Origin of the sequence: Bradyrhizobium sp. SUTN9-2 (genome assembly GCF_003122645.1) — a bacterium.
GTDB lineage: Bacteria > Pseudomonadota > Alphaproteobacteria > Rhizobiales > Xanthobacteraceae > Bradyrhizobium > Bradyrhizobium yuanmingense.
This window is the reverse complement of sequence record NZ_LAXE01000001.1, coordinates 4,307,765-4,321,165: the sequence shown is the minus strand read 5'-3', so window position 1 is coordinate 4,321,165 and position 13,401 is coordinate 4,307,765. Positions and strand designations below refer to the sequence as shown.

At 64.7% G+C, this 13,401-nt stretch carries 13 protein-coding genes; all 13 read right to left on the bottom strand.

Annotated elements, in window-relative coordinates; all coding sequences use genetic code 11:
• Window positions 1-89: 89 nt before the first annotated feature.
• The 13 genes from XF30_RS20090 to XF30_RS20030 all read right to left on the bottom strand — a co-directional run bounded on the left by XF30_RS20090 (window position 90) and on the right by XF30_RS20030 (window position 13,395).
• On the bottom strand, window positions 90-1,331 hold the full coding sequence (locus tag XF30_RS20090; RefSeq protein ID WP_109143647.1) for a threonine synthase: 1,242 nt from the start codon (window positions 1,329-1,331) through the stop codon (window positions 90-92).
• A 144-nt stretch (window positions 1,332-1,475) separates the two neighbouring features.
• On the bottom strand, window positions 1,476-2,897 hold the full coding sequence (lpdA, locus tag XF30_RS20085; protein WP_109143646.1) for a dihydrolipoyl dehydrogenase: 1,422 nt from the start codon (window positions 2,895-2,897) through the stop codon (window positions 1,476-1,478).
• Window positions 2,898-2,914: 17 nt separating this feature from the next.
• The gene (locus tag XF30_RS20080) at window positions 2,915-3,121 is read right to left on the bottom strand and encodes a hypothetical protein (protein WP_225150577.1); all 207 of its coding nucleotides are present in this window, start codon (window positions 3,119-3,121) and stop codon (window positions 2,915-2,917) included.
• 49 nt (window positions 3,122-3,170) lie between these two features.
• Entirely contained in the window at window positions 3,171-4,520 is a 1,350-nt protein-coding gene (locus tag XF30_RS20075; protein WP_036009848.1) for a pyruvate dehydrogenase complex dihydrolipoamide acetyltransferase, read from the bottom strand.
• A 63-nt stretch (window positions 4,521-4,583) separates the two neighbouring features.
• Window positions 4,584-5,036 carry a nucleoside deaminase gene (locus XF30_RS20070; RefSeq protein WP_109143645.1) on the bottom strand — a complete coding sequence of 151 codons (453 nt, stop codon included), beginning with the start codon at window positions 5,034-5,036 and terminating at the stop codon, window positions 4,584-4,586.
• Between the two features lie 2 nt (window positions 5,037-5,038).
• Window positions 5,039-5,341 carry a DUF5076 domain-containing protein gene (locus tag XF30_RS20065; protein WP_008547332.1) on the bottom strand — a complete coding sequence of 101 codons (303 nt, stop codon included), beginning with the start codon at window positions 5,339-5,341 and terminating at the stop codon, window positions 5,039-5,041.
• Between the two features lie 3 nt (window positions 5,342-5,344).
• Window positions 5,345-6,727: a pyruvate dehydrogenase complex E1 component subunit beta gene (locus tag XF30_RS20060; protein ID WP_036009859.1), complete on the bottom strand. Its 1,383-nt coding sequence runs from the start codon at window positions 6,725-6,727 to the stop codon at window positions 5,345-5,347.
• Window positions 6,728-6,757: 30 nt separating this feature from the next.
• Complete coding sequence (pdhA, locus tag XF30_RS20055) at window positions 6,758-7,780, bottom strand: pyruvate dehydrogenase (acetyl-transferring) E1 component subunit alpha (RefSeq protein WP_036009862.1); 1,023 nt, start codon at window positions 7,778-7,780, stop codon at window positions 6,758-6,760.
• 265 nt (window positions 7,781-8,045) lie between these two features.
• Window positions 8,046-9,563 (bottom strand): aldehyde dehydrogenase, encoded by a 1,518-nt coding sequence (gene adh, locus XF30_RS20050; RefSeq protein ID WP_036009864.1) that lies wholly within the window; start codon window positions 9,561-9,563, stop codon window positions 8,046-8,048.
• A gap of 267 nt (window positions 9,564-9,830) precedes the next feature.
• A complete protein-coding gene (locus XF30_RS20045; RefSeq protein WP_192893195.1) occupies window positions 9,831-10,790 on the bottom strand; it encodes a helix-turn-helix domain-containing protein in 960 nt (319 codons plus the stop codon).
• Between the two features lie 220 nt (window positions 10,791-11,010).
• Complete coding sequence (locus XF30_RS20040; protein WP_025036496.1) at window positions 11,011-11,328, bottom strand: FtsB family cell division protein; 318 nt, start codon at window positions 11,326-11,328, stop codon at window positions 11,011-11,013.
• A 178-nt stretch (window positions 11,329-11,506) separates the two neighbouring features.
• Complete coding sequence (locus XF30_RS20035) at window positions 11,507-12,058, bottom strand: NADPH-dependent FMN reductase (RefSeq protein ID WP_036009870.1); 552 nt, start codon at window positions 12,056-12,058, stop codon at window positions 11,507-11,509.
• Between the two features lie 203 nt (window positions 12,059-12,261).
• On the bottom strand, window positions 12,262-13,395 hold the full coding sequence (locus XF30_RS20030) for a zinc-binding dehydrogenase (RefSeq protein ID WP_109143644.1): 1,134 nt from the start codon (window positions 13,393-13,395) through the stop codon (window positions 12,262-12,264).
• Between the last annotated feature and the right edge of the window lie 6 nt (window positions 13,396-13,401).

The following is a 13,401-nucleotide window of genomic DNA, read 5'->3' as shown; positions in this document are numbered from 1 at the left end:
TCTCCGCGAACTCAACTGTCACTGTGTTTGCGGAAGCAGCCCCTCACCCCGACCCTCTCCCCGTAAGAACGGGGAGAGGGAGAAGCAAGTTAGAACTTCGAATAGTCAATCGACTTGTGGCGATCGAGCGTGCGGGTGACCGGCGGCAGCGGATATTTCAGGCCGGTCGCGCAGTTGAACAGCATGACGCGATCGGTCTTGCTGACCCGGCCGTCGGCGAGACTTTCCTTGTAGGCGGCGTAGGTCGCGGCACCCTCGGGGCAGAGCAAGAGCCCCTCCTCGCGCGCGACCTCGTTCAGCGCCGCCGAGATCTTGTCGTCATCGACGGCAATGGCAAAACCTTTGCTCTCGCGCACGGCACGCAGGATGAGGAAATCGCCGATTGCCTGCGGCACGCGGATGCCCGAGGCGATGGTGTGTGCGTCCTCCCAGCGCGTCGCATGCTCGGTCCCGGCCTCATAGGCGCGCACCATCGGCGCGCAGCCGGAGGCCTGCACCGCGACCATGCGCGGGCGCTTTGAGCCGATGAAGCCGATCTTCTCCAGCTCGTCGAACGCCTTCCACATCCCGATCAGGCCGGTGCCGCCGCCGGTCGGATAGAAGATCACGTCAGGCACGTCCCAGCCGAGCTGCTCGGCGAGCTCGAGGCCCATCGTCTTCTTGCCCTCGATGCGGTACGGCTCCTTCAAGGTCGAGGTGTCGAACCAGCCGACTTTCGCCTTGCCCTCGCCGACGATCTTGCCGCAATCGTCGATATAGCCGTTGACGCGGTAGACGGTCGCGCCCTGCAGCTCGATCTCGCTGACGTTCACCTCGGGCGTATCGGCCGGGCAGAAGATCGTGGTCTTGATGCCGCAGGACGTGGCGTAGGCCGCCAGCGCCGCGCCGGCATTGCCGTTGGTCGGCATCGCCATGTGCTTGATGCCGAGCGCCTTGCCCATCGACACCGCCATCACGAGGCCGCGCGCCTTGAATGAGCCGGTCGGCAGCCGTCCCTCGTCCTTGACGATGATCTCGCCGCCGCCGAGTTTTGCGCCGAGCTTCGGCAGCCGGATCAGGGGCGTCGTGACTTCGCCGAGCGAGACGATGTCCTTGCATTTGCGCACCGGCAGCAGCTCGCGATAGCGCCACATGTCGCCGGGGCGCTGGGCGAGCGCATCCTTGGTCAGCGCCTTCTTCACGCCCGCGAGGTCGTAGCGGACCAGAAGCGGCTTGCCGGCCTTGGAGAGGTTGTGAACCTCGTCGGCCGCGTAATGATCGCCCTTCATCGCGCATTCGAGATGGGTGACGAAGGTCGGGCGTTCGATGGTGAGATTGTCGTTGTCGTTCATGGGATGATTTCCTTCTTGTTCTGCAAACAGCTCTCTCTGCTCGTCATTGCGAGCGAAGCGAAGCAATCCAGAATCTTTCCGCAGCAGCAGTCTGGATTGCTTCGCTTCGCTCGCAATGACGGCGGCGGGCGACGCGCTCGCCCCTCAAATGTTCAACACCCGTCCATACGCATCCAGCACGGCTTCCTTCATCATCTCCGATAGGGTCGGATGCGGGAAGACCGTGTGCATCAGCTCTTCTTCCGTCGTCTCCAGATTCATGGCGACGACGTAGCCCTGGATCAGCTCGGTGACCTCCGCGCCGACCATGTGGGCCCCGAGCAGTTGGCCGGTCTTCTTGTCAAAGATGACTTTGACCAGGCCCTGATCCTCGCCGAGCGCGATCGCCTTGCCGTTGCCGACGAAGGGAAAGCGGCCGACGCGGATCTCGCGGCCGTTCTCCTTGGCCTTGGCTTCCGTCAAGCCGACCGATGCAACCTGCGGGTGGCAATAGGTGCAGCCCGGGATCATGTTCTTGTCGAGGGGATGCGGATTGAGGCCCTTGATCGCTTCGACGCAGATCACGCCCTCATGCTCGGCCTTGTGCGCCAGCATCGGGGGGCCGGCAACGTCGCCGATCGCGTAGATGCCGGGGACGTTGGTCTTGCCGTAGCCGTCGACCACGATGATGCCGCGGTCGGTCTTCACGCCGACTTTTTCCAGGCCGAGATTCTCGATGTTGCCGACGACGCCGACCGCCGAGATCACGCGCTCGAACTCTGATGTGACAGGCTTGCCCTTGCCGTCGTCGATGGTGGCGAGGACGCTGTCGGCCTTCTTCTCCAGCTTGGTGACCTTGGTCGAGGACATGATCTTGATGCCCTGCTTCTCCAGCCGCTTGCGGGCGAGGCCCGCGATCTCGGCGTCCTCGACGGGCAGAATCTGCGGCAGCACCTCGACCACGGTGACGTCGCTTCCCATGGTGTGGAAGAACGAGGCGAACTCGATGCCGATCGCGCCGGAGCCGACCACCAGCAGCGACTTCGGCATCCGCTCCGGCACCATCGCCTCGAAATAGGTCCAGACCAGCTTCTTGTCCGGCTCGAGGCCGGGCAGCACGCGCGGCCGCGCGCCGGTGGCGACGATGATGTGCTTGGCCTGGTAGGTCCCCTCGCCTAGCGCGCCCTTCGGGCCCTCGACGTCGGACTTCTTCACCGTGACCTTGCCGGGCGCATCGATCGAGGCCGCGCCCCAGATCACGCTGACCTTGTTCTTCTTCATCAGGAAGCCGACGCCGTCGTTGAGGCGCTTGGAGACGCCGCGCGAACGCTGCACCACCGCCTTCGGATCGAACGAGACCCTCTCGGCGGAGAGCCCGTAGTCCTTCGCGTGCTGCATGTAATGGTAGATCTCGGCCGAACGCAGCAGCGCCTTGGTCGGAATGCAGCCCCAGTTGAGGCAGATGCCGCCGAGATAGGATTTTTCGACGATCGCGGTCTTGAAGCCGAGCTGCGCGGCGCGGATGGCGGTGACATAGCCGCCGGGGCCGGAGCCGATGATGATGACGTCGAAGGATGTGTCGGCCATAGCGGCTCCCGTTCAACTCAAGAAGCGCCGCGGGCGCGGCGCTTGACCAGAAAAGACCTCACCAGCCATTCGAGCAGCACCACCAGGACTATGATGGCAAGCGCAGTGAGCACGATCGGCTGGGCGATGTTCCGTGCCAGCTGCTCGCCGGCAAAGAACGCAGAGTGAAGAAAATCGAGCCCGACGGGGTGGAGCGCGACGATGACTCCGAGCAATAGCGATATCCATGGCCAGCGGGTCCGGACATTCAAGGTCGCCCCCTCTGCCGCCGCTTCAGACCATCATCATCACGGGGTTTTCGATCAGCTGCTTGAACGCGCCGATCAGCTCGGCGCCGAGCGCGCCGTCGATGGCGCGGTGATCGCAGGACAAGGTCACGCTCATCATGTGCGCGATCTCGATCTTGCCGCCGCGCACCACGGGACGCTCCTCGCTGGTGCCAACCGCAAGGATCGTGGCATGAGGCGGATTGATCACCGCAGTGAAGTGGCTGATGCCGTACATGCCGAGGTTGGAAACGGCCGTGGTGCCGCCCTGGTATTCCTCCGGCTTGAGCTTGCGCGAGCGGGCGCGCGCGGCAAAATCCTTCATCTCGTTGGAGATGGTCGAGAGCGTCTTGGTCTCCGCTTTCCGGATGATCGGCGTGATCAGGCCGCCGGGCATCGCGACGGCGACGCCGACGTCGGAATGGTGGTGCTTGACCATGCCGCTTTCGGTCCAGCTGACGTTGCAGTTCGGGATCTTCTGCAGCGCCACCGCCATCGCCTTGATGACGAAATCGTTGACCGAGATCTTGTAGAGCGGCTTCTTCTCCTTGTCCTTCGGCGCGGCGGTGTTGATCTCCTCGCGGGCAGTGAGCAGCTTGCCGATGTCGCAGTCGATGGTGAGGTAGAAGTGCGGGACGTTCTGGATCGATGCGGTCAGGCGCTGGGCGATGGTGCGGCGCATGCCGTCATGCGGGACGATGTCGTAGGAGCCGGGCTCGAACAGCGACAGGATCTGCTTGTCCGACATGGTCGGCGCGATCGCAGGCGCGCCTGACGGTGCCGCGGCGGGCGCTTTCAGACCCTTGCCGGACTTGGCCTGCTCGACGTCGCGGGCGACCACGCGGCCGTGCGGACCGGTGCCGGCGACCAGGGCGACATCGATGCCGGCCTCCTTGGCGAGACGGCGCGCCAGCGGCGACGAGAATACACGGCCGCCATGACCATTGGCTTGCGCTGCCGGAGCTGCAGCCTGCTGCGCGGGTGCCGCGGCGGGCGCAGCAGCTTTCGGTGCGGCAGGCGCAGGCGCGGGAGCCGGCGAAGCAGGAGCCTCAGCAGCCTTCGGCGGCGCGGCCGAAGCGCTGGGCTTGGCGCTCCCTGCAGCCTTCACGTCCTCACCCTCGCCGGCGAGTACCGCGATCACGTCGTTCACCGGAACGTCCTGCGTGCCCTCGGGCACCAGGATCTTGGCGATCGTGCCCTCGTCGATCGCCTCGACCTCCATGGTCGCCTTGTCGGTCTCGATCTCGGCGATGACGTCGCCGGACTTGACCTTGTCGCCCTCCTTCTTCAGCCACTTGGCGAGGTTGCCCTTCTCCATCGTCGGCGAGAGAGCGGGCATCAGGATGTTGATGGGCATGCTGACCTCAAGAAGAACTTTGCAAAACGTCGTCATCCGACAGCGGCGACGAACAGACCAGGTTTAGTTGCCGATGTCGCCCTGCCACAGGCGCTCATTGGCAGGGATGGAACGCCAATTCTTCATCATGGTGATGGAGCGGTCGTCGGCAAGGTCGATCCACGGAATCCCGAACTTGTCGAGAATGTCCTTGGAGCCTTCGAAGGTGACGGATTCCCCGATCACCACCAGCTTGACCTTGAACAGCGCGAGCGCGCCGGCGCACATCGAGCAAGGCGACAGCGTGGTGTACATGACGGTGTCGTGGAACGAGATCGCGCCGGCCTCGCGCAGGCAGCTCATCTCGCCATGCAGGATCGGATTGTTCTCCTGCACGCGGTTGTTGTGGCCGCGGGCGATGATCTTGTTGTCGCGCGTCAGCACCGCGCCGATCGGCAAGCCGCCCTGCGCGATCGAGGCTTCCGCCTCGCGGATCGCCTCCAGCATCAAATCGTAATGATAGGCTTCGATCGCCATGGTCAGTGCCCCTTGCCGCGCGGCGTGGTGGTGCCCGTGTCGGTGGGGCGCTCGATCTCGGCCTGGAACATGTCGAGGATCCGGTTCAGCGCGTCCTCCTCGGTATATTCGCTCTCGCGCGCATAGGCGCGCGCGGCATGACGTGCGAGATCGACGAGCAGGAGGCCCCACATGTCCGGCTCCTCGAAGGCGCGCTGGAACGCCATCGACAGCCCACCGTCCAGGACGAACACGCGCAGGATCTCGACCGCGTCGTCGCGGGTCATGACGTCTGGCGGCAGTGGCTGCTCCTTGGGGCCTGCCATGGTCTACCTGTAGCAGACGGCTTTAGCGGCCTCGACGACGTCCGCCGCCGAGGGCAGCGCGAGCTTCTCCAGGTTCGCGGCATAGGGCATCGGCACGTCCTTGCCAGACACGCGCGTCACCGGCGCATCAAGATAGTCGAAGGCGTTCTCCATGATGCGCGCGGCGATCTCGGCGCCGACGCCGCTCTGGGCCCAGCCCTCTTCCACGGTGACGGCCCGGCCCGTTTTCTTGACCGAGTTGATGATGGTCTCGGTGTCCATCGGGCGCAGCGTGCGCAGGTCGATCACCTCGGCCTCGATGCCGTCCTTGGCGAGCTCGTCGGCGGCCTTCAGCGCATAGGTCATGCCGTTCGACCAGGAAATGATGGTGACGTGGCTGCCGGCGCGGACGATGCGCGCCTTGCCGATCGGGATGATGAAATCGTCGAGCTTGGGCACTTCGCCGGTGTGACCGTACAGCACCTCGTTCTCGAGGAAGATCACCGGGTTGGGATCGCGGATCGCAGCCTTGAGCAGGCCCTTGGCGTCCGCGGCCGAATACGGCGCCACCACCTTGAGGCCCGGGACGTGCGAATACCACGCCGAATAGTCCTGGCTGTGCTGGGCGGCGACGCGCGCGGCCGCACCGTTCGGACCGCGGAACACGATGGAGCAGCCCATCTGGCCGCCCGACATGTAGAGCGTCTTGGCCGCGGAGTTGATGATCTGGTCGATCGCCTGCATGGCGAAGTTGAAGGTCATGAACTCGACGATCGGCTTGAGACCGGTCATCGCGGCACCGACGCCGACGCCCGCGAAGCCGTGCTCGGTGATCGGCGTGTCGATCACGCGCTTGGCACCGAACTCCTGGAGCAGGCCCTGGGTCACCTTGTAGGCGCCCTGATATTCGGCAACTTCTTCGCCCATCACGAACACGTCCGCGTCGCGGCGCATCTCTTCGGCCATGGCATCGCGCAGCGCTTCGCGGATGGTCTGCGTCACCATTTCGGTGCCAGCGGGGACTTCCGGATCCGGCTCGGCGACGGCCTGCGGAGCAGGAGCGGCTTTCGGCGTGGGCGCCTCGGCCTTTGCTGCGGCCGGCGGCGCGGACTCCGCAGCCTTCGCCGCCGCTGCGGGTGCCTTGGCGAGATCAGCCGCGCTCTCGCCGTCTGCGAGGATGGTCGCGATCGGGGTGTTCACCGCGACGTCGGCGGTGCCCTCGGGGATCAGGATCTTGCCGAGCGTGCCCTCGTCGGTCGCCTCGACCTCCATGGTCGCCTTGTCGGTCTCGATCTCGGCGATGACGTCGCCGGACTTGATCGTCTCGCCCTCTTTCTTCAGCCATTTGGCGAGGTTGCCCTTCTCCATCGTGGGCGACAACGCGGGCATCAGCACTTGAATTGGCATATCTTCTCCAAAGAAAGCTTGCGCGCGCGTTCAGCGGTACACGTCGGTCCAGAGCTCGGCGGCATCCGGCTCGGGATCATGCTGGGCGAAATCGGCGGAGGCGTTGACGATGTCGCGCACTTCGGCGTCGATCGCCTTGAGATCGGCCTCGCTGACCTTGGCGGCGAGCAACCGATTGCGAACCTGCTCGATCGGATCCTGGTCGTGGCGAACCTTCTCGACCTCCTCGCGCGTACGATATTTTGCGGGATCGGACATCGAGTGGCCGCGATAGCGGTAGGTCTGCATCTCCAGGATGAAAGGACCCTTGCCGCCACGGCACCAGGCCGCCGCCTCCTCGCCCGCCGCCTTCACGGCGCGGACGTCCATGCCGTCGACCTGCTTGCCCGGGATGTTGAAGGACGCACCGCGCTTGGAAAAATCCTGCTGTGCCGAGGCGCGCGAGACCGAGGTGCCCATGGCGTAGCGGTTGTTCTCGATGACGTAGATCACCGGCAGCTTCCAGAGCTCCGCCATGTTGAAGCTCTCATAGACCTGGCCCTGATTGGCCGCGCCGTCGCCGAAATAGGTGACGCTGACATTGTCGTTGCCGCGATAGTGGTTGGCAAAGGCAAGGCCGGTGCCGAGCGAGACCTGGGCGCCGACGATGCCGTGACCGCCGTAGAAGTGCTTCTCCTTGCTGAACATGTGCATGGAGCCGCCCTTGCCCTTGGAATAGCCGCCGCGGCGTCCCGTCAGCTCGGCCATGACACCGTTGGCATCCATGCCGGTCGCAAGCATGTGACCGTGGTCGCGATAACCGGTGATGACCTGATCGCCCTCTTTGAGGGCCATCTGCATGCCGACCACCACGGCCTCCTGGCCGATATAGAGGTGGCAGAAGCCGCCGATGGCACCCATGCCGTAGAGCTGGCCTGCCTTTTCCTCGAAGCGCCGGATCAGGAGCATGTCGCGGAGCGCCTTGAGTTCCTGCTCCTGCGTGAATTCCGGGGGCGAACCGCCGTCGGTCTTGTCCTGTGGAGCGCTTGCGGCGGCTTTCTTGGGTGCGGCCATGGGAATTCCGGGTCAGAGAAAACTTTCGCCCTCTCTAACCCAAGTCAAACGCCCTTGGAAAGCACCGCGGCGGCATGGCACGACTTTCATTATGCCGCACTGCAACGTGATCGAAATATTGCAAAATCTTTGGCGCTGATCGGGCAACAAATCTATGAGTGCCATCGCGCGCGCAGATTCGTGACCGGATCAAGAACAGTGCACGACGCCAATCCCGACATGCGGAGCGGACGGCGCCGAAGCGGCGCCGCCCTCTCCGATCCGATCAGAAGAAGCCGAGCTTCTTCGGGCTGTAGCTGACCAGGAGGTTCTTGGTCTGCTGGTAATGATCGAGCATCATCTTGTGGGTCTCGCGCCCGACGCCCGACTGCTTGTAGCCGCCGAACGCCGCATGGGCGGGATAGGCATGGTAGCAATTGGTCCAGACCCGGCCGGCCTGGATCTCCCGGCCGAAGCGGTAGCAGCGATTGGCGTCGCGGCTCCAAACGCCGGCACCCAGGCCGTAGAGCGTGTCGTTGGCGATCGCGAGCGCCTCTTCGTCGGTCTTGAAGGTCGTGACCGAGACGACGGGGCCGAAAATCTCCTCCTGGAAGATTCGCATCTTGTTGTGGCCCTCGAACACGGTCGGCTGGACGTAGAAGCCGCCGGTGAGATCGCCGCCGAGATCGGCGCGTCCGCCGCCGGCCAGCACCTTGGCGCCCTCCTGCTTGCCGATGTCGATATAGGAGAGGATCTTGCTGAGTTGCTCGCTGGAGGCCTGCGCGCCGATCATGGTGGTGGGATCGCGCGGATCGCCCTGCTTGATCGCAGCGACGCGCTTGAGCGCCCGCTCCATGAAGCGGTCATAGATGTCGGCGTGGACCAGCGCCCGGCTCGGACAGGTGCAGACCTCGCCCTGGTTCAGCGCGAACATGACGAATCCCTCGATCGCCTTGTCAAAGAAATCGTCGTCCTCGGCGGTGACGTCCTTGAAGAAGATGTTGGGCGACTTGCCGCCGAGCTCTAGCGTGACCGGAATAAGATTCTGGCTGGCATATTGCATGATCAGCCGGCCCGTCGTGGTCTCGCCGGTGAAGGCGATCTTGGCAATGCGCGGGCTCGACGCCAGCGGCTTGCCGGCCTCGAGGCCAAAGCCGTTGACGATGTTGAGCACGCCGGCCGGCAGCAGGTCGGCGATGATCTCGGCGAAGACCATGATCGAGGCCGGGGTCTGCTCGGCGGGCTTGAGCACCACGCAATTGCCGGCGGCCAGCGCCGGCGCGAGCTTCCAACAGGCCATCAGAAGCGGGAAGTTCCAGGGAATGATCTGGCCGACCACGCCGAGCGGCTCGTGGAAATGATAGGCGATGGTGTCGTGGTCGATCTCGCCGATCGAGCCTTCCTGGGCGCGGACGACACCGGCGAAATAGCGGAAATGGTCGATCGCGAGCGGCAGGTCGGCGGCGCGCGTCTCGCGGATCGGCTTGCCATTGTCCCAGGTCTCGGCAATCGCGAGGCGCTCGAGGTTCTCTTCCATGCGGTCGGCGATCCGGTTCAGGACCGCGGCGCGCTCGGCGACGCTGGTGCGGCCCCAGGCGGACTTGGCGGCATGCGCCGCGTCGAGCGCTGCCTCGATGTCCTGCGCGTCGGACCGCGCGATCTTGCAGACCACCTGGCCAGTCAGGGGCGAGGCATTGTCGAAATATTTCCCGGAGATCGGCGCGACGAACTTGCCGCCGATGAAATTGTCGTAGCGTTCGGCAAAGGGCACTTTGGTGACGCTGAGGAATTCCACCTTGTTCATTGATCACTCCCGATGTTGCTGTTTGCGCTTGTCGTCGCCTGTTCGCGACTTGCGCCGACGATGATGCGGGAGGTGTTTTCTGTCAGCCCGGGCGGAAGCGATGGTGGGGCGGACCTGTCGCAGAACTGCGACAGTCGTGGACGAGGTAAGCGTGAGATGGAGCGCTCACGGCCACCCTACCGTCATTGCGAGCGCAGCGAAGCAATCCAGAGTCCCTCCGCGGAAAGATTCTGGATTGCTTCGCTGCGCTCGCAATGACGGATGAGCTCAGTGGTTCAGCTCGAACCGCTTCAGCTTCCGATGGAGCGTGGCGCGGCTGACGCCGAGGGCCTTGGCGGCGGCGGAGACATTGCCGCCGGCGCGGAGCAGCGCCCGCTGCAGCACCGCGCGCTGGCCGCCGGCAAGATGATCGCGCGCGGCATCGCCGCCGAGAAGATCGGCCGCGGGCACCGGCCGCAACGCACCGCCGGGCGCGATGCCGAGCGCCAGCCGGGCGGAGCGCGTTGCGCCGATCACGAGATCGTCCGCATCGACCGCAACGAGGCCGCCGCAGCTTCCATCCGCCGCCTGTGTCAGCACGATGCGGGCATGGGCGAAGACCTTGCGAAACAGGTCGGCCTCGATCCGCCTGGCCGCCTCGCCTGCCGCGAGCGCGATCAGGCTGGCAAAGGCGTCGGTGCGGTCGGCGCGGCAGGAAGAGACGTCGAGCACGCCCGCGAGCGCCGCCTCGTGATCGTAGATCGGAACGGCGGTGCAGCTCAGAAGCGTGTTGCGCGCAAAGAAGTGCTGGTCGCGATCGATGGTCAGCGGACGCAGCTCGACGAGGCAAGTGCCGATACCGTTGGTGCCCTCGTGCTCCTCGCTCCAGAGTGCACCGGTCCAAAGGCCCCAGGACTGAAACGTCGCATCGTCCGCCACCGTGCCGCGGCGATCGACCGGCACGCCCTCGCGATCGGCGAGCAGCACGCAGCAGCCCGCAGCGCCGACAGCCTGATAAAGCCGGTCCATGGCGCCCTGGGCGGCCGCCAGAAGCGGCGCGATGCGCTCGCGCGCCTGCTGCAGCTCGGCCTCGGTCAGCCGCATCGGCGCGGCGTGGCCGCCGGGATCGAGATGGTGCAACCGGGAGGAACGGCGCCACGAGGCCACGAGCGCGGACCGTGCCGCCTGGCCTGACGCTATGGCGGCCTCGACGCGGGCCGCGTGATGCCGGGGCATTGTCCCATTCATCACAGTTTCCTCCGGATATCGATTGTAGGACGCGCCGGTGCTCCCCGGTTGATCTGCGTCAACTTCAGCGCGCGCCAGCAAAGGCATGAGCCCGCCGCGGCGCCGCCGTCAAGGGAACCGCCCGGTTCGGGGGTTACGACCTTCGCAGGAGGAGGCAAAGTTGTGGTGGTCGGATGTCAGCAGCGACTTTCCCTGCGGCGTTCGAAAGCTGCGGATGCCGCTAGTTCGCCGGGATCATTCGAACGAGATCGCGCGGATGGACATAGTCGAGCTGGAAGCGCGCCCGCTCGTCCAGCATGTCCGGGTCGATCTTCTCGGACCGCAGCAGCGACACCCGTTGTTCGCTTCTGGCGCGCTCGCGCTTGAGCTGAGCCAGCTCGCTGGTCAGAGCGATGATCTCCTGGTCGAGCTCCTGGCGGGCGTTGAGACCGTATTTGCCGGTGTAGGCGTTGACGCCGAAATAGCCGACGATCGCCGCCGCCATCGCATAGAGGGCAAGACCGGTCAGGATCGATTTCAGGCGCGCGCGGGAGACCATCTTTGGAAGATGGGACAGGTTGGTTAAGGAAGTGCTAATTGCCAGAACGAGGCACTATCTCCATGACGCGTCATGCCCGGGCTTGTCCCGGCCATCCACGTGCTTTGCCGGCGATAACGAAGAACGTGGATGCCCGGGACAAGCCCGGGCATGACGGAGCGTCGGCTTGGCCGGAAGCTCAGCCCTGATTCTTCGCCACATGCGCGGCGAAGGCGTCGATGTATTGCTGCAGCACCGTCTTGAGGGAGTCCTTGGTCAGATTGCCGTCCGCATCGAAGGCATCGCCGACGCTACTGAGATAGATTTCCGGCTGCTGGAGGACCGGACCGGAAATGCCCGGCAGGATGTTCTGCAGATGCTTGGCCGCGCTGACGCCGCCGAGCAGCCCCGGCGAATTAGAGATGATGCCGACCGGTTTGCCGAGGAACGAGCTCTTGCCATAGGGGCGCGAGGCGACGTCGATGGCGTTCTTCAGGACGCCCGGGATCGAGCGGTTGTATTCGGGCGTGACGAACAGGACGCCATTCGACGTCTTGAGCTTCTCGCGGAAGGCGAGCCAGTCCGCGGGCGGCGCGCCCTCTAGGTCCTGGTTGAAGAACGAGATGCCCGCCGGCGTGATCACCTCGAGCTTGAGCGAGGCAGGCGCAAGCTTGGCGAGCGCATTGGCGATCTTGAGTGAGAAGCTGTCCTTGCGCAGGCTGCCAGCGATCGTGACGATGTTGTAGGCCATTGGGTGTCCTTGAAGGCTCGAGCGGAAATGCCGGGACGGCACTTAAGCCATCCGGGTCAATAGATGCAAGTGCATGAACCGGTCCGATTTGGAAACGCTGCGTTTCTGGAAATGGGTCCGGTTGCGATCCGTCCAGGCCACGATCAAAAGCAATCAGGCCGCCAAGCGGCGGCCTGATGCGTGTCGATAACCGACCGAAGCGATCACTTGTTCGGGTTGATGAGGAATTTTTCGCCGGTGGCCCGCTTGGCGTAGACTGCGATATTGGCGGGATCGAGCGCCTCGGCGAGCGAGACAACCTTGGTGTAATGGCTGGCGAAGGTGGTTTTGAGCTCGGATGCCACGCGCTGGCGCAGGCGGCCGATCTCGGCCGGGCCGATGTTTTGAAGGAATGGCGTGAGCAGCCAGCCGCCGACGCCCCAGCTGAGCCCGAACGAGCGGTTCAGCTCCGTCGGCCGCGTGTCGAGGCTGCCATAGATGTAGACCTGCTTGTACACGTTGGAGCCGTAGCGGCTGTATTCCTTCGCGGTCTTGTTGGCTGCGATCTCCATCGCGGTCAGGATCTGGCTCGCCAGCTTGCCGCCGCCGATGGCGTCGAAGGCGATGGTGGCGCCGGTCTCGACCAGCGCGTTGGTCAGATCGTCCATGAAGTTGGGCGCGCTGGAATCCACGACGTACTTTGCGCCGATCTTGTGCAGGATGTCGGCCTGCTCCTTGTTCCTGACGATATTGACGAGGCCGATGCCGTCCTTGATGCAGATCTTGTTGAGCATCTGACCGAGATTGGAGGCTGCGGCCGTGTGCACGAGCGCCTTGTGGTTCTCCCGCCGCATCGTCTCGGTCATGCCGAGTGCAGTTAGCGGATTGACGAACCAGGAAGCGCCGTCCGCCGCCGTGGTGCCCGGCGGCAGCTCCATGACGTCGCGGACCTTGAGCACGCGGTACTGCGTGTACATCCCGCCGCCGATCATCGACACCGTCTTGCCCATCAGGGCCTTGGCCGCATCCGACGATCCGGTCCGTATCACCGTGCCGGCGCCCTCGTTGCCGACCGGCAGCGACTGATCGAATCTCGCCGCCATCATCCGCATCGCCGCCTCCGGCATCGTGGCGGTGATGACCGGCATCTCCTTGCTGCCGGAGACCTTGGCGGCCGACATGTCGGCGGGACCGATCAGGAGCCCGAGGTCGGACGGGTTGATCGGGGTGGCCTCGACGCGAACCACGACCTCATCGTCGGCCGGCTCCGGGGTCGGGACCGTCACGAGAGACAATTCCAGCTCGCCGCTCTTCTTGAGCAGCGAACGCAATTCCAGTCCGGTCTTGCCGTCACTCATGTCGAT

Bases quoted from the DNA above. Each gene is read 5' to 3' on its own strand.
- XF30_RS20060 (WP_036009859.1), bottom strand. From the start codon at position 6,727: ATGCCAATTCAAGTGCTGATGCCCGCGTTGTCGCCCACGATGGAGAAG.
- lpdA (WP_109143646.1), bottom strand. From the start codon at position 2,897: ATGGCCGACACATCCTTCGACGTCATCATCATCGGCTCCGGCCCCGGC.
- XF30_RS20030 (WP_109143644.1), bottom strand. From the start codon at position 13,395: ATGAGTGACGGCAAGACCGGACTGGAATTGCGTTCGCTGCTCAAGAAG.
- adh (WP_036009864.1), bottom strand. From the start codon at position 9,563: ATGAACAAGGTGGAATTCCTCAGCGTCACCAAAGTGCCCTTTGCCGAA.
- XF30_RS20035 (WP_036009870.1), bottom strand. From the start codon at position 12,058: ATGGCCTACAACATCGTCACGATCGCTGGCAGCCTGCGCAAGGACAGC.
- XF30_RS20040 (WP_025036496.1), bottom strand. From the start codon at position 11,328: ATGGTCTCCCGCGCGCGCCTGAAATCGATCCTGACCGGTCTTGCCCTC.
- XF30_RS20075 (WP_036009848.1), bottom strand. From the start codon at position 4,520: ATGCCCATCAACATCCTGATGCCCGCTCTCTCGCCGACGATGGAGAAG.
- pdhA (WP_036009862.1), bottom strand. From the start codon at position 7,780: ATGGCCGCACCCAAGAAAGCCGCCGCAAGCGCTCCACAGGACAAGACC.
- XF30_RS20065 (WP_008547332.1), bottom strand. From the start codon at position 5,341: ATGGCAGGCCCCAAGGAGCAGCCACTGCCGCCAGACGTCATGACCCGC.
- XF30_RS20045 (WP_192893195.1), bottom strand. From the start codon at position 10,790: ATGAATGGGACAATGCCCCGGCATCACGCGGCCCGCGTCGAGGCCGCC.
- XF30_RS20070 (WP_109143645.1), bottom strand. From the start codon at position 5,036: ATGGCGATCGAAGCCTATCATTACGATTTGATGCTGGAGGCGATCCGC.
- XF30_RS20090 (WP_109143647.1), bottom strand. From the start codon at position 1,331: ATGAACGACAACGACAATCTCACCATCGAACGCCCGACCTTCGTCACC.